The 21245-nt window shown below is 70.0% G+C and carries 17 protein-coding genes and 1 tRNA gene; 11 read left to right on the forward strand and 7 right to left on the reverse strand.

The features are described from left to right. Positions 1-396: 396 nt before the first annotated feature. From SD455_RS14555 to SD455_RS14590, 8 genes are all read left to right on the forward strand, one after another. Complete coding sequence (locus tag SD455_RS14555) at positions 397-867, forward strand: DUF3052 family protein (RefSeq protein WP_237089993.1); 471 nt, start codon at positions 397-399, stop codon at positions 865-867. Then, entirely contained in the window at positions 864-1364 is a 501-nt protein-coding gene (locus tag SD455_RS14560; protein WP_445508547.1) for a redoxin domain-containing protein, read from the forward strand. The genes SD455_RS14555 and SD455_RS14560 overlap by 4 nt, the downstream gene beginning before the upstream one ends. Then, positions 1361-2593, forward strand: a complete 1233-nt coding sequence (locus SD455_RS14565; protein WP_445508548.1) for a CynX/NimT family MFS transporter — start codon at positions 1361-1363, stop codon at positions 2591-2593. The genes SD455_RS14560 and SD455_RS14565 overlap by 4 nt, the downstream gene beginning before the upstream one ends. Positions 2594-2622: 29 nt before the next feature. Beyond that, positions 2623-4098, forward strand: a complete 1476-nt coding sequence (locus SD455_RS14570) for an NCS2 family permease (protein ID WP_311024410.1) — start codon at positions 2623-2625, stop codon at positions 4096-4098. 396 nt (positions 4099-4494) lie between these two features. Next, the gene (locus SD455_RS14575; protein ID WP_445508549.1) at positions 4495-5544 is read left to right on the forward strand and encodes an extracellular solute-binding protein; all 1050 of its coding nucleotides are present in this window, start codon (positions 4495-4497) and stop codon (positions 5542-5544) included. 75 nt (positions 5545-5619) lie between these two features. Next, positions 5620-7149: an ABC transporter permease gene (locus tag SD455_RS14580; protein ID WP_344683095.1), complete on the forward strand. Its 1530-nt coding sequence runs from the start codon at positions 5620-5622 to the stop codon at positions 7147-7149. After that, the gene (locus tag SD455_RS14585; protein ID WP_083277789.1) at positions 7146-8309 is read left to right on the forward strand and encodes an ABC transporter ATP-binding protein; all 1164 of its coding nucleotides are present in this window, start codon (positions 7146-7148) and stop codon (positions 8307-8309) included. The genes SD455_RS14580 and SD455_RS14585 overlap by 4 nt, the downstream gene beginning before the upstream one ends. A gap of 267 nt (positions 8310-8576) precedes the next feature. Next, positions 8577-8777, forward strand: coding sequence for a hypothetical protein (locus tag SD455_RS14590; protein WP_139827637.1), 201 nt, complete (start codon positions 8577-8579; stop codon positions 8775-8777). Between the two features lie 69 nt (positions 8778-8846). Here the strand turns inward: SD455_RS14590 and SD455_RS14595 are convergent, their stop codons facing one another. Continuing rightward, the gene (locus tag SD455_RS14595; RefSeq protein ID WP_445508550.1) at positions 8847-11909 is read right to left on the reverse strand and encodes an AfsR/SARP family transcriptional regulator; all 3063 of its coding nucleotides are present in this window, start codon (positions 11907-11909) and stop codon (positions 8847-8849) included. A gap of 300 nt (positions 11910-12209) precedes the next feature. Between SD455_RS14595 and SD455_RS14600 the strand changes: the two genes are divergently transcribed. Beyond that, entirely contained in the window at positions 12210-12443 is a 234-nt protein-coding gene (locus tag SD455_RS14600; protein WP_445508551.1) for a hypothetical protein, read from the forward strand. Between the two features lie 67 nt (positions 12444-12510). On the opposite strand, the gene SD455_RS14605 is transcribed toward SD455_RS14600, so the two are convergent. The 5 genes from SD455_RS14605 to SD455_RS14625 all read right to left on the reverse strand — a co-directional run bounded on the left by SD455_RS14605 (position 12511) and on the right by SD455_RS14625 (position 19252). After that, a complete protein-coding gene (locus tag SD455_RS14605; RefSeq protein ID WP_445508552.1) occupies positions 12511-15528 on the reverse strand; it encodes an AfsR/SARP family transcriptional regulator in 3018 nt (1005 codons plus the stop codon). 235 nt (positions 15529-15763) lie between these two features. Beyond that, positions 15764-15836: transfer RNA gene (locus SD455_RS14610), tRNA-Val, on the reverse strand. Positions 15837-15957: 121 nt separating this feature from the next. Then, entirely contained in the window at positions 15958-16866 is a 909-nt protein-coding gene (ppgK, locus tag SD455_RS14615) for a polyphosphate--glucose phosphotransferase (RefSeq protein WP_445508553.1), read from the reverse strand. 254 nt (positions 16867-17120) lie between these two features. Next, positions 17121-18020, reverse strand: coding sequence for a type I methionyl aminopeptidase (gene map, locus SD455_RS14620; protein WP_083277793.1), 900 nt, complete (start codon positions 18018-18020; stop codon positions 17121-17123). 32 nt (positions 18021-18052) lie between these two features. Further along, entirely contained in the window at positions 18053-19252 is a 1200-nt protein-coding gene (locus SD455_RS14625) for an MFS transporter (RefSeq protein WP_445508554.1), read from the reverse strand. Between the two features lie 30 nt (positions 19253-19282). On the opposite strand from SD455_RS14625, the gene SD455_RS14630 reads away from it, so the two are divergent. Further along, positions 19283-20056 (forward strand): DeoR/GlpR family DNA-binding transcription regulator, encoded by a 774-nt coding sequence (locus SD455_RS14630; protein ID WP_445508555.1) that lies wholly within the window; start codon positions 19283-19285, stop codon positions 20054-20056. A gap of 76 nt (positions 20057-20132) precedes the next feature. After that, complete coding sequence (locus SD455_RS14635; protein ID WP_311024401.1) at positions 20133-20315, forward strand: SPOR domain-containing protein; 183 nt, start codon at positions 20133-20135, stop codon at positions 20313-20315. A 1-nt stretch (position 20316) separates the two neighbouring features. Here SD455_RS14635 and panB read toward each other — a convergent pair whose 3' ends face one another. Continuing rightward, on the reverse strand, positions 20317-21240 hold the full coding sequence (gene panB, locus SD455_RS14640) for a 3-methyl-2-oxobutanoate hydroxymethyltransferase (protein WP_445508556.1): 924 nt from the start codon (positions 21238-21240) through the stop codon (positions 20317-20319). Positions 21241-21245: the final 5 nt, after the last annotated feature.

The raw sequence follows: 21245 nt of genomic DNA on the forward strand, positions 1-21245 counted from the left end.
CGGATCATATACTCCGCACGCTCGGTGCCATGGACCTCCACCAACTGATCAAAAGACTCCAACCATTCCTGAGTCTCCTCCGGATCCACATCCGGCAACTGGTTGGTCAGACCGCTGCGAATATGTGAGATCTCTTCACCAGCGCTCACAACATACCTCTCTCAAAGGGTCGATGGTCAGCACTGAGAACCCGGACACAAGGGGTCACGCCCGGCAGCGCTGTCGAGGTCGTACGCGCCCGTCAGGGTGCGGGCACGCGTCGTCATGGCAACTCTACCCGGAACACCCGGTGTCGCACTTCCCACCCGGTGCTCCGGCGACGTAACGTTGCCTGTGAGAGGCGCGGCACATGCCGTGGTCCTCCACCCGATGTCACGAGAGGAAGGGACACCCCAGGTGAGCCAGGCAGCCCCTGCCGAGGATCCGTTGAGCGCCGAGACCGGACACGCCTACGACGCCGCGACCAATGTGGTCGACACGTCGGGCCTGTTGGAGGAGCTTGGTCTCTCCGCTGATTCCCTCGTCCAGGAGATCGGGGTCGACGATGACGTCGACGACGGTTTCCGGGACGCTCTGGAGGACCTCCTCGACGATCCGCTGATCGACGAGGACGACGACGAGGTCGTGGACGCCGTGCTCCTGTGGTTCCGTGACGGCGATGGTGACCTCACCGATGCACTGGTGGACTCGCTGACCACGCTCGACACCGGCGGCGTGGTGTGGCTGCTGACTCCGCGATCCGGGCGTGACGGCTACGTTCCGCCGGTGGAGATCCAGGACGCCGCGCCGAACGCCGGGCTGCACGTGACCTCGTCGGCCGGCGTCTGTGCGGACTGGGCCGCGGCCCGCCTCATGCCGCGCAAGTGAGTCCGTCCGACGTGGCGGGGGATGGCCGCCCACTGCGGCCGGGGCAGCGGATCCCCGGCGTCGGGGGGCGGACCCATCACGGCGAGGAGTTCGCGCTGCATGACCTCGCCGGGGCGCCTTCACTGGTGATGTTCTACCCCTACGCCTTCAGCCGTGTCTGCGGCACGGAGCTGTCCGCCGTGTACGCCGCGGCCGGCGAGTTCGAGAGGATCGGCGCGCGTGTGGTGGCGATCAGCTGCGACTCCCTGCACGCGCTGCGCGCCTATGCGCAGGAGATCTCCGGGGGAGAGGGGCTCCCCTTCGACCTGGTGAGCGACTTCTGGCCCCACGGGGAGATCGCCCGAGCCTGCGGGGCCTTCGACGCGTCCCGGGGGGCGCCCACGCGGACCAGCTATGTGCTCGACCCCCAGCTGGTGATCCGTCACGTCCATCACGTTCCCTCGGACCGGTCTCGCGATCTCCAGGAGGCCCTGGCCGAGCTCGCTGGTCTCGCATGACAGCGTCGCAGGACGACGCGCGGGGTCCGTCTCGCGCCCTTCTGCTGGTCACCGTGCTGCTGGTGGCGGCCAACCTCCGTCCGGCCATCACTGTGGTGGGGCCGCTGATCGAACGGATCGGTGCCGACACCGGGATGAGCGCGAGCGCATTGGGCCTGTTGGGTGCACTGCCGGTCCTCAGCCTCGGGGTCTTCTCGCCTGTGGTGCATCGGCTCTCCTCCCGGTTGGGCATGGAACGCAGCATCCTGCTGGCGCTGGGCGTGCTCGCCGCAGGCACGGTGCTGAGGTCTCTCCCCGGCGGCCCGCTGCCGGCCGGGGTCTGGACGTTGTATCTGGGCACCGTGATCCTCGGGGCGGCCATCGCCGTGGGGAACGTCCTGGTGCCGGCGGTGGTCAAGCGGGACTTTCCCGATCATGTGCCCCTGATGACGGGCCTCTACACCGCCACGCTCGTCGGCTGTGCGGCGGTGGCCTCCGGTGTGGCGGTCCCGGCCGCCGCCTGGATCGGCTGGGAGCTCACTCTGGCCTCAGCCTCGGCGTTGGCCGTCGTCGCCGCAGTGGTCTGGTCCCGGCGCGGACGGCCGCAGGAGCAGGCGGTCGTGGTGCTGCCGACGGAGGTCTCGGACAGCCCGCGCCCCCGAAGACGCCGACTGACACGGTCACCGGTGGCGTGGCAGGTCACGGCCTACTTCGGTCTGCAGTCGGCAGTGTTCTACATCATGCTCACCTGGCTGCCGTCGATCCAGACGTACCACGGGATCTCTCAGGCGGCGGCGGGATGGTGGCTTGCTGCTTACCAAGCGGTCGGGATCATCGCCAGCCTCCTGGTGGGTCCGCTGATGCAGCGCACGCGGGATCAGCGCGGCATCGCCGTCGGACTGGCGGTGCTGATGGGGTCGGGGGTCGCCGGCATGGCCTTCGTCCCGCAGCTTCTGCCCGTGTGGTGCCTCATGGCCGGATTCGCCTCCGGGGCCACGCTTCTGGTGAGCCTCACCGTCGTCTCCCTCCGGGCCAGGACGCCGCATCAGGCGGCGCGGCTCTCCGGCATGGCCCAGGGGATCGGGTACCTGCTGGCGGGCTCCGGGCCGCTGATCGCCGGTGCGTTGGTGGACGTCACAGGTTCGTGGGTGCCAGTGCTGCATGTGCTGCTCGGCGTGATCGCTGCCCAGGGCGTGGCAGGCTGGTTCGCCGGTCGGCGGGTGTTCGTCGACGACGGCGGCGGGGCCTGAGGGGCTCGGATCGCCTAGAGTGGGGCCTCGTGAGTGTACAGAGTTCCCAGCGGGCGCGGCACGGCGTCCTCGATCGCTATTTCCACATCTCCGAGCGCGGCTCCAGCATCGGGCGGGAGGTGCGCGGAGGCCTGGCCACCTTCCTGGCCATGAGCTACATCATCGTGCTCAATCCGCTGATCATCGGCGCGGCGGCCGACTCGACCGGTCACTACCTGGGTGGCGGCACCGAGCCGAACCTGCCTGCCGTGGCGGCGGCGACGTCGCTGATCTCCGGGCTGATGACCATCCTGATGGGGGTGGTCGGCAAGTTCCCGATGGCCGTGTCCTCGTCCTTGGGCCTCTCGGCGTTCATCACTTACGGCATCGTGGTGCTGCCGGGCATGACGTGGGCCGACGCCATGGGCCTGGTGGTCATCGAGGGCTTCATCCTGCTGATCCTCGTCCTGACGGGCTTCCGGCAGGCGATCTTCAACGCCGTCCCGGCCCCGCTGAAGAATGCCATCAGCGTCGGCATCGGACTGTTCATCGCCCTGATCGGGATGATGAACGCCGGATTCATCCAGAACTCCGGCGGAGTCGGGCTGGAGCTGGGAGTGGGCGGCTTCCTGTTCGGGTGGCCTCTGCTGATCTTCCTGGTGGCCCTGTTCGCCCTGTTCGTGATGTGGGCCGCCAAGGTGCGCGGCGCCATCCTCTATTCGATCATCGGCGCCTCAGTGCTGGCGCTCACTGTGGAGGCGGTGTTCCGCGTGGGGCCGCAGGTCGGCGCCGACGGCGAGGAGAACCCCTACGGCTGGGGCCTCTCTGTGCCGACCCTCGACCAGAACTGGTTCACGCTGCCGGACCTGTCCCTGATCGGCGAGTTCAACCTGTTGGGGTCCTGGCAGAACATCGGGATCATCGCGGCGTCGTTGGCGATCTTCACCTTGCTGCTGGCGAACTTCTTCGACCTGCTGGGCACCATGGTGGGTGTCTCCAACGCGGGCGGCATCAAGGACGCCTCAGGCGAGATCCCCTACTCGCGGCGCATCATGATCTCTGACGCCGTGGGGACCATGGGCGGCGGCCTGGGCTCCACCTCGGTGAACTCGGGCTTCATCGAGTCCACGGTCGGCGTCGGCGACGGCGCCCGAACCGGGCTGGCCAATGTGGTCACGGGCGTGCTGTTCCTGGCCACGATCGTGCTGGCGCCGCTGGCGGCGGTCATCCCCACCGAGGCCGCGTCGGCGACGCTCGTGCTCGTCGGGTTCCTGATGATGCAGCAGATCACCCGCATCGACTGGACGGACGTGGAGATCGCCATCCCGGCCTTCATGACCGTGGTGATGATGCCGTTCTCGTACTCGATCACCAACGGCATCGGCGCGGGGTTCATCACCTTCGTGGGTATCAAGCTGCTGCGTGGCAAGGCCCGGGAGGTGCATCCGCTCATGTACGTGACCGCGGTGCTGTTCATCCTCTACTTCGTCTCCGGCCCCATCCAGGAGGCTCTCGGCGTGAGCTGACGGGCCTGTCGGCAGTCCGACGACGTCGGCCCCGGCCCCGGTGCACCTGCACAGGCCGGGGCCGACGTGTCTGTCGGCCTGCCCTCGTCCAGGAGTGTCGAGGAAATCGTCACATAGGCCTCACCTGGCGCGCTGGCATCCTCACTGACGCGAGATACCTCCGGGGAAGGGATGCCTCACCTTCACCTGGTCCCGATCTGGGCTATTAGCCAAGGCTTCTGTTGCGTATACTGCTGGACGGTGCCCGTGCGGGACGCGGGCCCGCTCTGTCGTATCCCAAGGGCCGCCATCGGCCACAACGCACCACCGACAGAGACGCAGCCCGGACGGCACAGCGGGCCCCCAGGGCATGTGCCGGAGGGCCCGCGGCACAGCCCCATGAAAGGACCCCATTCGATGACTCGCACTCTCGTGCCGGCCGCCGTCGCGCTGCTGGCCCTGACGCTCACCTCCTGCGGCGCCGCCGACGGCGACCAGGACGAGGCCGCCGGAGAGCAGGCCGGAGCCGACCAGGACAGCGTCGTGCTGTATTCGGGACGCAACGAGGAGCTGATCCAGCCGCTGATCGACCAGTTCAGCGAGGACACCGGCATCGACGTCGAGGTCCGCTACGGAGACACCGCCGAGCTGGCCGCCCAGATCCTCGAGGAGGGGGAGTCCACACCCGCTGACATCTTCCTCGCCCAGGATGCCGGGGCGCTCGGTGCCGTCGCCCAGGACGGGCTGTTCGAGGAGCTTGACGAGGAGCTCCTCGCCCAGGTGCCGGAGGCCTTCCGTGACGCGGAGGACCGATGGGTCGGAGTCTCGGGCCGGGCCCGCACCCTGGTGTACAACACAGACCTCGTCGACGAGTCGGAGCTGCCGGAGACCGTCTCGGATCTGACCGATCCCGAGTACGCAGGGCGCTACGCGGTGGCTCCGACCAACGGGTCCTTCCAAGCGTTCGTGACCGCCTACCGTGAGATCGAGGGCGACGAGACCGCCGAGGACTTCCTGACCGGGCTGGCGGAGAACGACCCGCAGATCCGGGAGAAGAACGGCGAGATCGTCTCCGACGTCGCCGACGGCGTCGTGGAGATGGGCCTGGTCAACCACTACTACCTCTACGGCCGTGCGGCCGAGCTGGGGGAGGACCCCGCAGAGCTGAACATCGCCAACCACCTCTTCGGTGACGGCGACGTCGGCGCGCTGATGAACGTGGCCGGCGTCGGAGTGTTCGACGCCGACCATGAAGGAGCCCATACGCTCGTGGAGCACCTGCTCAGCGACGAGGGCCAGCGCTACTTCGCCGAAGAGACGGCTGAGTACCCACTGATCGACGGCCTCGACGGGCCGGAGGGCATGCCGTCGTTGGAGGAGCTCGACGTCCCGGACATCGACCTCAACTCTCTGGAGGACCTGGAGACCACCGTGCAGATGATCACCGAATCCGGGCTGGTGGGCTGACCCATCACCCCCACCACGGCCGGTCGGCTCCGGCGCACTGACGGCTCCGCCCCTGCCGGGGGCGGAGCCGTCGGCGTGCCCTGGTGGCTGCGGGCCGCAGCGCTGATCGGCACCGCGGTGGCCCTGCTGCCACTGGTCTACCTGGTGGTGCGCGTCGCCCAATACCCCCTGGGCGACTTCGCTGATGCTGTCCTGAGCCCCCGCAGCGCGCGGCTGGCCGTCACGTCCCTCGCCCTGACCGGCCTGGTGACTCTGCTGTGTGTGGCCCTCGGAGTCGGGTTGGCCGCGTTGGTGACCCGCACCCGGATCCCGGGGCGCGTGGCCCTGGGGGTGGCGGCCGCCCTGCCATTGGCGGTTCCCTCTTATGTGGCGGCCTTCGGCTGGCAGTCGATGAACGCGCTGCTCAGCCCGGGCACGACGTTCGAGGGCTTCGCCGCCGCCGTCGTGGTGATCACCTCCGTCACGTACCCGTACGTATACCTGCCGGCGGTCGCCGCCCTGGTGGCTGTCGATCCCGCGCAGGAGGAGGCCGCACGGGCACTGGGCCGCGGGCCGCTGTCCACGTTCTTCACGGTGACGGTGCGACAGGCCGCCCCGGCGATCACCGCTGGGGGCCTGCTGTGCGCGGTCTACGTGATCGCGGACTTCGGAGCAGTCTCGATCCTGCGGGTGGACACCTTCACTCGGGCGATCTTCACCAGTTTCTCCATGGGATTCGACCGACTCGGCGGCATCGCACTGTCCTCCGTGCTCCTGCTGCTCACCCTGTGCGTCCTCACCGTCGAGGGGCGTCTGCGTCGCACCGGGACCAGGTATGCGAGCCTCTCCGGCTCGGGAGGTGGACGCCTGCTGCTGCTCGATCTGGGGCGCTGGCGTGGTGCGGCCGTGATGCTGGGGTGGGCGCCGATCGTCGTCGCGCTGGGGGTGCCGCTCTCGGCACTGGGCATCTGGAGCGTCCAGGGGGTGTCCCGCCCGGGATCCCTCGCCGAGGTGATGGGTGCCCTGGGCAACTCGCTGTGGGCCGCCGGCCTGGCGGCGGCCGCGACCACGCTGATCGCCGTCCCGCTGGGGCTGTGGCTGGCCCGACGCCCCAGCGTCCTGGCTCGAGGCCTGGAGAGGGCCGCGTATCTGGCGCATTCGCTGCCCGGGGTCGTCATCGGACTCTCGGTGGTGATGCTCGGCATCACGGTCCTTCCGGCGCTGTATCAGACGATGTGGCTGCTCACACTGGCCTACTGCGCCCTGATGCTGCCGCTGAGCCTGGGGCCGGTCCTCTCGGCCGCGCTCAGTGCGCCGCCGGAGCTGGAGGAGGCGGCGCGGGCGCTCGGCAGGAGTCCGGTGCAGGCCTATCTGCGCGTCACCCTGCCGCTGATGCTTCCGGGCATCGTCTCCGGGGCGCTGCTGGTCCTTCTCACGGTGATCAAGGAGCTTCCTGCGACGCTGATGCTGCGGCCCACAGGCTTCGACACTCTGGCCACGCGGCTGTGGACCTACACCGGCAACGAGTCCTACGCGGCCGCCGCTCCGTTCGCGGCGCTGCTGGTACTCGTCGCCGCCGTTCCGGCCTGGATGATGATCTCACGACTGCTCAAGGAGGTCCGATGACCACTCCGGCATTGACCACGAGTCCCGCGGGCGCACCAATCGATGCGGCGAGGCAGACCGCCGTCTTGGGGGCCGGTGCTGAGCGGCCGGGACTGCAGGTGGTGGGCGCCTCGGTCGGCTTCGGGCGGGGCACCCCGGTCCTCCAGGGCGTGGACCTGGAGGTGGCGCCCGGCAGCACCACCGCGATCGTGGGACCGTCCGGTTCCGGCAAGACCTCGCTGCTGCGGGTGATCGCCGGGTTCCTCCGCCCCGCAACCGGCACGGTGTCCCTGCGCGGGCAGGAGGTCACCCAGGTGCCCGCCCACCGGCGCAGCATCGGTCTGGTGGCACAGGACGGGGCCCTGTTCCCGCATCTCGACGTGGCAGGAAACATCGCCTTCGGACTGCCGAAGGGCATCCGGCGCGGGGAGGCGAGGCGCCGCGTCGAGGAGCTGCTGGACCTGGTGAGCCTGGACCGCTCCCACGCGCGACGGCGGCCCGATCAGCTCTCCGGAGGCCAGCGGCAGCGGGTGGCGTTGGCCCGCGCACTGGCCCGGCGTCCGGAGGTCATCCTGTTGGACGAGCCGTTCTCCGCCTTGGACGCAGGTCTGCGGGAGATCACTCGGCAGGCCGTCCGTGAGATCCTCGCCTCGACCGGGACCACCACCGTGCTGGTGACCCACGACCAGGACGAGGCCCTGTCCTTCGCCGACCAGGTGGCCGTGCTGCGGGACGGGCGGCTGGCCCAGACGGGCACCCCGGAGGAGATCTACCGCCGCCCCCGTGATGCGCGCACTGCCAGGTTCCTGGGCGAGGCCGTGCTGCTGCCGGCCCGCCTGCGCAGTCCCGGCGTGGCGTCCACTGTGCTCGGAGACGTCTCGGTGGTGCGTTCCGAACCGGAGGAGTCGGCCGAGGATCGGAGCTGGCGCACCGCGGACGCATCGGCCACCGTCATGCTTCGTCCGGAGCAGATCGTGCTGGCCGACGAAGGCGTCCGTGCCGAGGTGCTGACCTCGCAGTACTTCGGGCATGACACCACGGCTGTGGTGTCGGTGGACGGACTCGAGGAGCCCATCCGCGTGCGCCGGCTCAACGCCGATCCGCTGCCGCCGGGCGCGGTCGTGCGGCTGGCCGTCGCCGGGCCCGGGGTCGCCTATCCGGAATCGGAGCCTCAGCACTGAGTTCGACCACCTCGGGCCATCTCGGTCCAGGGGAGGTCTGTGACAGAGGTGTCCTCCTCAGAGGGCCATGACATGGCCACGACGACCCGGAGAGGCGCCCGGGCGGCAGGTCACGAGGACGTCGGCGCTGAGGTCCGCACCGTCAGGCCGGGCCATGTCGCGGTCGTGGTCCTCGGAGCAGCAAGGAGCGGCTGTCAGGACCATCCCCCGGGCTCTGAGGGAAACCTCGCGCTGATGGATCGGCAGCTGCGCTCCGCGGCTCATCGCATGAACGCCCAGACGGGAGATGCGGTCGTGCCGCTGGAGGAGGTCACCGACCTCCGCCTCGGCTGGACGAGGATCGCCGGAATGGTCCCTGTGGTGCCCAACGCTGTGGTCGTCGACATCCGGGACGGCTACGAGCATCGCTTCGTCGTCCATGGTCGTCAGGCGTGGCAACGAGAGATCATCCCCGCCGTCGGCCTCTGAGGGGCGAGCCGGTCCGGAGACCGGCCGTTCGGGAGACCGCGAGCCCACGGTCGGAGCCCCCTCGTCTCGTCAGGTGACCGCCGGAGACTCGACGCCCTGAAGACGACGCCGCAGGACCGGCGTGTGAGCGTGGCCCACCCGCTCGTAGATCGCCAGCGCCTGGCCCCATGCCTCCCGCGCACCGTCTGGGTCCTGAGTCGCGGAGCATGTCTCGCCCAGACTGATCAGGGTCAGCGCCTCCAGGTCCCAGTGCCCGCGCGCCTGCTCCAGAGAGATGAGCAGGTGGGACCTGCTGTGCTGCAGCGCCCGGGCCTCTCGCGTCAGGCCGCCGAGCGCCAGGTGGGCGGTGGCGATGATGTCCCGCTGCCCCAGATCCTCGGCCTCGGTCAGGGCCAACCGCACGAGCCGGTGACCGACCTTGCGCCGGCCCACGCCGTGGAGCGCCTCTCCGGCGCTGACCAGGGCCTGGCAGGCGCGAGCGCGACGCCCCAGCCTGGTGGCCAGTCGCAGCGTCCGCCGGGCGAGGTCCAACGCAGCCTCATGCTCTCCGGTGCTCGCGTAGGTCAGGGTCAGGTTCAGCAGGGCGACGGACTCGCCGTAGGGCGAGCCGCGCTGCCGGCTGATGTCGACTGCTTCGTGGAGGAGCCTGCGGGCCTCGTCCGCCTCACCCAGCAGATGGTGGGCCAGCCCCCAGTTGGCCAGGGAGAAGCACACCGCCGGGTCGTCGAGGGCCCGCAGCGTGTCCACGGAGGATCGGTGCTCGCGCAGGGCGCCGCGGATGTCTCCGCGATAGGCGTGGGCCCCTCCCAGCAGCCCTCGGGTGACGGCGGCCTCACGCTCCTCTCCGGCTCGGAGGTGACAGTCCACGGACCGCTCCAGCAGCTCACGCGACTCCTCCAGCTGCACCCGCAGCAGGGCCACTCGCCCCAGCATCCGCAGTGAGTGGCCCTGTGCGGCCAGGTCCTCCAGGCGGCGGCCGGCCAGGAAGGCTGCGGTGTGCAGCCGGTGGGCGCTGTGCAGATAGGGGGAGCGGTCCAGGTGGCGACGCAGGAGCTTGGACAGCACGACGGCGAAGCGCGGCTGGCCGCCATCGGCACAGTGCTCCGCGGTGACGAGCAGATGGGGCAGCTCCTGCTCGAGCCATTCCGCTGCGTCCGTCTTCCGGCTGAACGGCCGGACGGTGTCGGCGTCGAGGAGATCCCACGCCTCGGGGATGGTCATCTCTTCGGGCATGAGGATCTCCAAAGCGGCCGCCACGCCCCGAAGGTAGTGGCGGGACAGACGGTCGAGACACGCCTGCCGGACGGTGTCGCCCTCGTGGTCTTCGGTGAGCTCGATCGCGTAGCTGCGGAGGAGGTCATGCAGGCGGTACCGGTGAGGCCCGCAGCTCTCCACCAGATGGGCTCGGCGCAGCCCCTCTACCCCCTGCCGAACGATGCGGAGCTCGAGCCCCGCCAGGGCGGACAGGCCTTGGAGGCTGAGCTCATGGGCCGGTGCGACGCCGAAGCAGCGGAACAGCCAGGCTGGGGTCGGCTCGAGGCCCAGATACGACCAGGAGAACACCGCTCGCATGGAGGACGCCTGGTCCCCGGTGGCGTGGAGGTCGAGGACGTCGAGTCGATCCTGCAGGTCCTCGAGATCCTCCAGGACCGTCGGAAGGTCCTCAGATCCGATCCCCCGGACACGTTCGGCGGCGACACGCAGGGCCAGCGGCAGATGCGCACACCGGTCGGCGAGGGTCTCCAGCTGATCAGCGCTGGGCGCCGGGCCCAGCAGCTGTCCGAGCAGGCGGCGTGAGTCGTCGTCGCCCATCGTGCTGAGGGCGATCTGGTGCGCGCCCTCCTGCAGCACCAGCCCCGTGAGCGCGGTCCGGCTCGTCACGATGACCAGGGAACCGGAGCCTCCGGGCAGCAGCGGCCGCACCTGGGACACATCGCGGGCGTTGTCCAGCAGGATCAGCAGGCGTCGTTCCGCCGTCTGGGACCGGAAGGCCGCCGCGCGCTCGTCGAGTCCGTCGGGGACGTGTTCGACGTCCGTGCCGAGAGCGCGCAGGAACCCGGCGAGGGCCTGTTCTGCAGGCACGGGATCCTCGGGACCGTACCCCCGCAGGTCCACCGCCAAGTGACCGTCGGGGAACCGGTGGGCGATCTCGTGGGCCCAATGCAGAGCCAGGGCGGTCTTGCCGACGCCGGCGCCGCCGATGAGTGTGAACAGCGACGCCGGACGATGGTCATCGTCCAGCCACGTCCAGAGCTCACTCTGCTCGGCGTCGCGTCCGATGAATCCTCGCGGCCGGGCGGGCAGCTGAGCTGGGACCTCCACAGCCGCGCAGGCCCCGTGGACGCCGGCCCGCTGGCGTGACAGCGCCTCGAGGGCCGCGGCAGGCGGAAGACGGTCATGGTCCAGTGCGGCACCGGAGAGGATCCGCGCCTGCAGGTCCTGCAGTCCAGGGCCCGGTTCCACACCCAGTTCCCGGCGCAGCACCGAGCGTGCCTCGTGGAAGACAGCCAGGGCGTCGGCCTGACGGCCCGCTGCGGCGTGGCTCATCATGAGCAGCTCGCGGAGGCGCTCACGCAGCGGGTGCTGATCGACGACAGGTGGCAGTTCGTCGGCCACGAGCGCATGATGCCCGCAGGTCAGCTCAGCGGCGTAGAGCTCCTCCCACGCGGTGACCCGCAGATGCTGCAGGCGCACAGATGCCGCCGCGGTCTCCTCGGTCTCCAGGCCGTGGAACGGTCGTCCGCGCCAGAGGTTCAGGGCTTCACGGGCGAGTGCCGCGGCCTGGGCTGGCTGCTGGGCGGCGACGTCGGCCGCCGCGGAGACCAGGGACTCGAACCGTCCGGCGTCGGTCTGTTCCGCGGTGATCTGAAGCCGGTACCCACCGGGGTCCGCGGCCAGGGGCAGGTCGCCGACGGCGGAGCGCAGGCGATGCACGTGCGTCTGCAGGCGATGGACCATCCGCGGATCCGCCGGGCATCCCCACATCGCGTCGGCGAGCCGGTCATGGGTCAGCAGGCGGCCGGGGTTCGCCAGGAGCAGCCCCAGCAGCTGGGACTGCAGACCTGTCGGGGTGAGTGTGCTGCCGTCATCGCGACGAACGCGTACAGGCCCCAGCACCTCGAAGATCGGCATGTCATGATCCCCGGCAGACTCCGGAGCGGTGCCTCCGGATGGCGGCGCCCGCGACCGCCGGGGCGATCCTCCCCTCCCGTTGCGACGACCGTGCCCGACGATGACACGGTACCGTGCCGCAGCGCTCTCCGAGAACTCTTCGGCGCCGATGGAGAGGAGACGTCCCAGGTCAGCGGCTGAGCGGACCGCTGCAGAAGGGCGTGTGAGGCCCGTGTGAGGAGACTGTGAGGCGGTGTCGGCACAGTGGAGCCATACGAGGAGGGGACCTGCAGCCGGAGACATGTCTGCGTGAGGAGAACCATGACCAGCATCATCGATGTCCACAGCATCCCCGCCGCGCGGCGGCTGGCCTACGAGCTGGGCGCGCGCCTGGTGCTGTGGGCCAGCCGCTGCGAGGAGATCTGCGTCGTCCGACGCGAGCGGCCGGGGCCCCAGGAGATCCACCGGCGCCGACTGGTCGGCTGGGAAGCGCGGCGGCGGCACGACGACATGGTCGCCCGGGCCACGGCTGCGCCCTACGGGTATCTGCCGTGAGGGCGAGCGGCCGGGTCCGCGGAGGCTGACCCCGTGCGGCCCAGCTCGGCGCTGATGTCCCCGGCGCTCACGGAGCGGGTCCGCCCGCCGCCCGTCGTCGCAGCGCCTCGGCGTCAGGATGATCGACAGCCGTATAGATCTCCGCGGCCCGCCGCCAGGCCTCCGTCGCTTCGTCGACTGAGCCGAGCGCGTCGAAGGTCCGGGCCAGCCCCCTATGGGCTTGGGCCAACTCGTACCAATACTGGTCCGAGACGTCGAGGGCCGCAGTGAAGAGGCCGACCGCACGGTGGAGGTCCCCGCGGTCAAGAGCGATCTCCCCGAGACCGAACCGGGCCTCCGACGCCAGGTCCTCGATCACAAGTCGCTCTGCCACGTCGAGCGCCTGGTCCAGCAGGTGCTGCCCTGTGGCGGTCTCACCCGACAGCCATGACGTCTTGCCCATCTCCGCCCGGGCGAAACCTTCGAGGTCCGCGGCCGCAATGTCCTGTGCCAGGGCAATGGCCTGCTCGGCGCATCTCAGAGATGTCTCGAGTTCGCCCCGTTCTCTGTGCACCAGGGAGAGGGACGCACAGGCGGAGCATTCATCAGACGTCTGGTGGTGCTGGTGGCTGTAGTCCAGTGCCTTCCCCAGCCAGAACAGGGCATCGTCCAAGCGCCCCATCCGCTGATGGACCAGACCGGCATTGGCCATGGCGCAGCCCCCTCGCGGATCTGCCAGCTCCTCGTGAGCGTGAGCCGAGGATTCGAAGTGCGCACCCGCGTCGGCCGGACGACAACGGTAGAAGCTCAACGCACCGAGCGTGTCCCGGTCAGCGGCGATCTCCTTGAGGGCATCGGCCGTCGCGTGGAGCTCCAGGGCGCGTGCGGCGTGATGCTGGGCCTCGTCGAGACGCGCACGGTTCACCGCGGTGATGGCAAGACGTCGATGCGCAGTGCCCTCCCCAGAAGCATCGTCGACATGGCGAGCCGCTCGGAGCGCAGCGCCATGCAGTCGCTCCGCCAGCACATGGGCCTCATCATGGTACAGATCGCGCCAGATGATCTCGGAGAGGTCTGTGGAGAAGGGATGGCCCCCGCGGCGGGCGGCCTCCTCCGAGGTGAGGACGAGATTCTCACGTTCGGTGGTGAGCCAGGTGATGGCTGACCGGACGTCGACGTCGGCTCCTGTCGCCTTCGCCCTGCCTGCCAGGTCCTGGATGCTGGGATGGTCGGTCTGGTGGGGCATGCGGACCACCATGGCCAAGGCCGCCCGCTCGAGATAGTGATCGCACAGCCGGGCGAAGGCTCGCTGCCGCGCCGACTCCGGATCGTGATTCTCGGAGAGCTCGATCGCGTAGACCCGAAGCAGGTCATGAAGCCGGTAGCGCCCCCGGGACACCGGCTCGACCAGATGAGCACGCCGGAGCGTCTCCACGCCGCGCCGGGTGGCGCGTTCATCGAGGTGGGCGAGCGCTGAGAGCGGACCCAGGCTCAGTTCAGCGGACGGTGAGATGCCGAAGCATCGGAAGATCCATGCGGAGTCATGGTCCAGGTGACGGTAGGACCAGGAGAAGACGCCGCGAACGGACGCCCGGTCCTCTCCGACGTCCAACACGTCCAGCCGAGCCCCGGCGTCAGGAGGGACGTCCTGGGGCGAGGCGAGGAGCGCGTCCAGTTCCTGGGCGCCTCCTGACCGCATACGCTCGGCTGCGATGCGCAGGGCCAGGGGGAGGCGCGAGCAGACTGCTGCCAGGGAATCGGCCTGTGAGTCATCCAGCGGCAGGCCCAGGTCCGCGATGAGCTGCTGAGTCTCCTCCGGGGAGAGCGGACCCAACGGGAGGCGATGCGCACCTTCCTGCACGACCAGTCCGGTCAGCTGCGAACGACTGGTCACGACGGTGACTGACTCCGATGTCCCCGGGAGCAGAGGCCGGACGTGGTCGGCGTCCTTGGCGTTGTCGAGCACCACCAGCATCCGACGACCTGACATGGCCGATCGGAACAGGGCTGATCGTTCGTGCTCGCCATCAGGAATCTCCGCCGTCGGGACGCCCAGAGCAGTGAGAAGTCCGGGCAGTGCTTCCGTAGGGTCCCGAGGCTCATCCGGGCCGAAGCCCCGCAGATCGATGTACAGCTGTCCGTCCGGGAAGTCGCCTGTGACCGCATGTCCCCACGAGACGGCCAGCGCCGTCTTGCCAGTGCCGGCGCCACCGGTCAGGCAGAAGATCCTGACCGGATCGACAGCACGGCTCCTCCCCTCGTCAAGCTCCCGAAGGACGTCCGTGCGGCCGACGAAGACACGGGGACACACCGGCAGCTGGGCGGGAACCTGGCGGGACGGCTTCGGGACGGACGTGCCCGGGTCGACGAGTATCGCTTCCTCGGCGAGGACCATGCGATGCAGCTCTCGCAGCCGGGGTCCGGGCTCGACGCCGAGCTCATCCAGAAGCCATGTCCTGGCGCGTTCACAGGCCCCCAGCGCGTCGGCGTGGTGACCGGAGAGGGAGAGGGCCGTGACGAGCAGTTCGTGGAGGCGCTCGCGGAGCGGGTGCTCACGGACCAGCGGCTCGATCTCTCGCGCCACCGTCTCGTGGTTTCCCCGGGACAGCTCCGAGGCCAGCAGCAGTTCCCAGGTGGACGAGCGAAGGTCGTGGAGGCGCCGCGATGCTCCGGCCAGACGTGTGGTCTCGATGGTCTCGAACGGTGCGCCCCGCCACAGGGAGAGAGCGTCGCGACACAGCGTCACCACCTGGTCATGGTCGCCGATCTCGGCCGCCCTCCGTGCCTCCGCGAGGAGCTTCTCGAAGCGGACCGCGTCGACAGCCCCGCCTTCGAGGCTCAGACGGTACCCGCCGCCGTCGGCCTCGATCGTGGCACCGGTGTCGAGTGTGCGGCGCAGCCGGTGGATATGGGACTGCAGGCGATGAGCAGCACGATCATCCGGGGCAGCGCCCCACATGACGTCGATCAGCCGATCCGTCGTGACGATCTGGTCTGCGTCCACGACCAGCATGCTCAGCAGCAGCGCCTGCAGGCCTGGCGGACGGACGACGGTGCCGTCGTCGCGTCTGACCTGCACCGGCCCCAGCACCTCGACAACCACCATGATCTGCAGACGGCACGCCCGTCCCCGCCGACCGGCCAGGACCGGGCCCTGTGCGACTGTGTCCTCCCCTCAGAACCAGAGATGCGTCTCAGGATCCGTCCACCGTACCCGGTGGGTGCTGTGGTGAGGATGGCTGCTCGACCGTGAGGCGCGGTCTGTGGCCGCGCGGCATGGCCGGAGCGGAAGCTGCTGCGGGAACGACGATGCCCGGCACGGAGACCGTGCCGGGCATCGGTGGGCCCTACCGGGATCGAACCGATGACACTCGCGGTGTAAACGCGATGCTCTACCAGCTGAGCTAAAGGCCCGGGCACGGCGGCCGCGTTCCCGTGACAGGCGCAATGACGTCGGGACGGGCGCGCCGGCCACAGCACTATACCAAAGGGCTCAGCGCCCGCGACGGAGGAAGCCCTCCTGCAGGGCGGCCGCTCAGGCGTCCGCGCTGATCTTCTCAGCGGCCTCCTGCTGCGGGTCCACGGCCGCGGAACGCCGCGCCAGGGCGCGCTGCTCGGCGCCGAAGAGCGCCGCGCCGACGATGCCCGCGTTGTTCTTCAGCTGGGCAGGCACCACCGGCGCGCGGGTGCTGGTCACGTGGGGGAGGAAGTCCTCGCTGCGCTTGGAGATGCCCCCGCCGATGATGAACTGGGAGGGGGAGAACAGGCGCTCGACGTGAGTGAGGTAGCGGTCCAGGAGCCGCCCGTACTCGTCCCAGGGCATGTCGACGCGTTCGCGGGCCGCGGCCGAGGCCTTCTGCTCGGCGACCTCTCCTTCGAACTCCAGGTGCCCCAGCTCGCTGTTGGGGACCAGCACCCCGTCATGCACCAGGGCAGAGCCGATCCCCGTGCCCAGAGTGACGGTGAGCACGCTGCCCGCGCGTCCAGCGCCAGCGCCGTACCGTGCCTCAGCCAGACCGGCGCCGTCGGCGTCGTTGAGCGTGGAGACGTCACCGGGCAGCGGGCGCAGCAGCTCACCGGCGTCGCATTCGATCCAGGAGTCGTCGATGTTGGCGGCGGAGAGCACGACGTTGTCGATCACGATGCCGGGCACCAGGACGCCGACGGCCAGCTCATCGCGGGAGGGCGCCTTCTCGCGCCCCAGCAGCTCCTCCAGGATGGTGCTGATGACCTCCGCGACGGCCTCCGGCGTGGCCGGCCTCGGCGTCGGGATGCGGAACCGCTCGCCGGTCAGCTTGCCCTTCTGGAGGTTGACGATCCCGCCCTTGATGCCGGTGCCGCCCACGTCGATGCCGATCGCCCGCTTGGGAAGGTCGTCGACGGCGAAGCTGGCAGGGGCGACCGCCTGGGCGGCCAGAGGCTGAGACTGGTCAGAGTGGGTCATTGCTCTCCAAGGGGTGAGGCGAGAAGAGCGAGACAGCGGCGATCGACGACGCGCTGCCGGCTCTGCTCGGGGGCCACAGGACTGGACGTGCGTCGTCGCACCGGGATCGGACGGCCAGACCCTGCGGGGTCGGCCAGAGAACAGGATAGCGGGTCGGAGCGATGCAGGTCACGTATGTCACGATGCTTGACGCGCCGCGGACGCGGGCGTGCGGAGCCCCACGGGAACTGCGCGGCCGCCCGGCGCCTGGCTGATCAGGCGTCTTCGTCGGCCGAGGGGAGTGTGAGGACGTCCGCCCCGTCGTCAGTGACGACCAGCGTGTGCTCGAACTGTGCGGTGCGGCGCCGATCGCGGGTGACCGCGGTCCAGCCGTCCTCCCACATGTCCCAGTGCCGCGTCCCCAGGGTGAGCATCGGCTCGATGGTGAACACCATCCCGGGCTCCATGGGACGTGAGTACTCGGGTGCGGCGTCGTAGTGGGGGATGACCAGCCCCGTGTGGAACGCCTTGCCCACTCCATGGCCGATGAACTCGCGGACCACGCCGTAGCCGAAGCGTTTGGCATAGGACTCGATGGAGCGGCCGATGACGTTGATGGGGCGGCCGGGCTTCACGGCCCGGATCCCGCGCATCATGGCCTCGTGGGTCCGCTCCACCAGCAGCCGGGAGTCCTCGTCGACGTCGCCCACGAGGAAGGTGCGGTTGTGGTCGCCGTGGACGCCGTCGAGGTAGGCCGTGATGTCCAGGTTGACGATGTCGCCGTCCTGCAGGGTCGTGGAGTCGGGGATGCCGTGGCAGATGACCTCGTTGACGGAGGTGCAGATCGCCTTGGGGAAGCCGCGGTAGGACAGGCAGGAGGGGTAGGCCCCACGGGACACGAGGTACTCGTGGGCGAAGGCATCGAGCTCGTCGGTGGTCACCCCGGGGCGGATGAGTCGGCCGGTGGCCACCATCGCATCGGCGGCGAGCTGTCCGGCACGGCGGATGCGCTCCACCGTCGCGGCGTCGTAGACGTCCTCCCCGGTGTACTCCGGGGGCGCGTCCAGCCCGACGTAGTTCGGCTTCTCGATGTGGTGCGGCACGGGCCGCATCGGAGTCACGGTGCCCTTGGTGAGCGTGCCGATCGGGGCGGTGGAGGAGGGAGCGGAAGCCATGGACCCCATCCTAACGTTCCGACAGGGGGCGTTCACCGGGCGACGGGGCGCAGCTGCAGCACCAGGGCGACGACGGCGATGAGGGTCACCACGGTCAGGGCGATCGGCAGCGAGGTGCTCTGAGTCATGGCGCCGATCGCCGGCGAGAGGCTCAGCGTGACGGTCCGCATGGTCCAGCTGATCCAGGTGACGCCGCTGTGCGGGGGCAGTCCGGGCACCGCGTCGGCGCGAGCGAACGCGATCGGGACGGTCACCGCACAGCCCACTCCGGCCAGGGCCAGTCCGGCGAGGGTGAGGGGGACGGTGGGCGCCCAGGCGGCCCCGAGGAGACCCAGCACGACGGCGGCGAGGCTCAGCAGCAGAGCCCGACGGTCGCCGAGCCGATCGATCACCCTGTCTCCCAGCAGGCGGCCGATGAACTGGGCGGTCAGCAGGACGGTGAGGCCGATGCCGGCGGAGGCCGCGGCCATGTCGCGTTCGCTGGAGAGCAGCACGGCGGACCAGTTGTTGCCCACGTCCTCCACCGAGATCCCGGCCAGTGCCACCAGCGCCAACGGGATCAGGATCTTCGCCGTGGCCCAGCCGGTGGCGCGGGTGGTGCTCTGCGGGGTGCCCAGCACCGGTTCCGGCTCCGGCAGGAACGCCCGGGCGGATACGGCCATCGCGGCCGCGCAGACCACGGCCCAGACGGCCATATGGGTCAGAATCGGCACACCCAGCAGTGCGGCGAGCGTGCCGACGGCGCCGCCCAGCGCCGCTCCGACGCTCCACCCGGCGTGCATGGAGTTCAGCAGGGACCGGCCGTAGGCCTCCTGGACCCGCAAGCCCTGGGAGTTCTGCGCCACGTCCACCACGGCGTCTCCGAAGCCGGCGAGCAGCAGTCCCAGCAGGACGAGCCACGGGCTGGCCAGTGCCACGCCGGAGGTGGCCACCACCAGGGAGCCGCCCACCCAGGCCGTGCCCACACCGGCCGACCAGGCGACGCCGAAGCGACGGGAGATCACTCCCGGCAGGTGCACGGCCAGCGTGCCGCCCAGACCGATGCCGACGACCAGCAGTCCGAAGAGCGCCGGACTCAGTCCCAGGGCCTCCTTGACCTCCGCATACCGGGCCAGCAGGGAGGCCGGCAGGGCGCCGTTCGTGGCGAAGGCCGCCATGGTCGCCATCCGGCTGCGTCGCAGGGAGGGCGGCGGCGGAGTCGGCACGCGGTCCGCTGGGCTGGGCATTTGCATGGCGAGCAGTCTTCCGATCAGATCGAACACATGCAACGTGCGAACAGACACAGAACGATCATCGCAGCCGTGCGGGGCGGCGACGAGGTGCGCGCCTCCGATCTGGTCCGCGCCACCGGGGCCTCTGCGATGACCATTCGCCGGGACCTGAGCGATCTCGAACGCCGCGGGGTGCTGCGGCGCACCCATGGGGGTGCCGTCGGGCTGCCCGCACGAGGCGCGCAGCTGCCGTTCCAGGTGCGCAGCGAGACTCATGTGGAGGAGAAGCGCGGGATCGGGGAGGCGGTGGCCGCCATGATCCCGGACGGCTCCAGCGTGATCCTCGACGACGGCACCACCTGCGGAGCGGTGGCCCGAGCGTTGGCCGGGCGGGAGCTCACCGTCCTCGCGCTGTCGGTGCATCTCGCGGCCGTGCTTGCGGAGGGAGGGGACGCCTCAGGGAGGGGGATCCGGGTGCTGACCCCCGGAGGCGAGCTCAACCCTGGCGAGCTGTCCTGGAGCGGCCACCGGGCGGTGCGCGACATCGAGGACTTCCGGGCGGACATCGGCGTGCTGGGGGTCTGCGGATGGGACGAGGAGTCCGGGATGACGGCGTCCACGCTTCAGGACGCCGACGTCAAGAAGGCGCTCATCGGGTCCTCCCGTCAGGTGGTCGCCGCCGCGGCGGCCGAGAAGATCGGGCTCTCGGCGGTCCTCTCGGTGTGCCCCTCCTCGGCGGTAGACACCCTCGCCACGGGGCGTCTGTCTCGCGAGCGACGGCTCTGGCTGGAGCAGGAGGGGGTCGACGTCGTCTGCTGTGCCTGATGTCGCGCCTTCGCGCTGTGCCTGATGTCGCGCCTTCGCGCTGTGCCTGCGAGGGCGTGCGGCGTAGGCTGGAGCCATGAGCACGCAGTACTGGTACAACGTCCGCACCGGCGAGGTCGAGCAGGGCGCCCAGTCCAGCTGGAAGCACCTCCTGGGTCCCTACGACTCCCATGCGGAGGCGGCCCGCGCCATGGAGAAGGTGCGGGCGAACAACGAGCGATGGGACGAGAGCGACTCGGCGGAGGACGCCGAGGGCTGACTCAGAACCCGTGCTCCTCCGCGGGGAACGTGCCCGAGCGCACGTCGTCGGCGAAAGCCGTCGCGGCCTCGGAGATCACCCCGCGAAGGTCGGCATAGCGCTTCACGAAGCGAGGCACGCGGCCCTGGGTCATGCCGAGCATGTCCTGCCACACGAGCACCTGCCCGGTGGTGGACCCTCCGGCGCCGATGCCGATGGTCGGGACCTCCAGAGCGGCGTCGACCTCGGCGGCGACCTCCGAGGGGACCATCTCCATGAGCACGCAGAACGCGCCGGCGTCCTGCATGGCTCGCGCGTCCTCGAGCACTCGGGCGGCCGCATCGCCGCGGCCTTGGACTCGGTAGCCTCCGAGCGCGTGCTCCGACTGCGGAGTGAATCCCACATGCCCCATGACCGGGATCCCGGCGGCGACCATGGCGCGCACGTGGGGCGCCATGGCGGCATCCCCCTCGACCTTCACCGCGTGGACGCCGGCCTCCTTCAGGAAGCGCACGCCGGTGGCCACCGCCTGCTGCGGGGAGGCCTCGTAGCTGCCGAACGGCACATCGGCCACCACCAGGGCGCGCCGGACGCCGTTGACCACTGATCGGGAGAACACCAGCATCTCGTCCACCGTGATCGGCAGCGTAGTGGTCCGGCCCATCATGACATTGGCGGCGGAGTCGCCCACCAGCAGCACCTCGACGCCGGCCTCGTCGAAGATCGAGGCGATCTGGGCGTCATAGGCGGTCAGCATGGCGAAGCGGCGGCCGTCGTCCTTGAAACGTCGCAGGTGGACCGTGCGGATCCGCGAGGGGGAGTGCGGCGTCGCCCCGGCCTCGCCTGCGGTGCCTCCGGCCGCCGCGCCGCCTGACCCCCCATAGGGGGCGGACGCGGGGGAGGTGGCCTGGGTGTCTGTCTCGCTGCTCTGATTCTCAGCTGGCATGGCTC

It is taken from the genome of Nesterenkonia sp. K-15-9-6, from assembly GCF_052656005.1.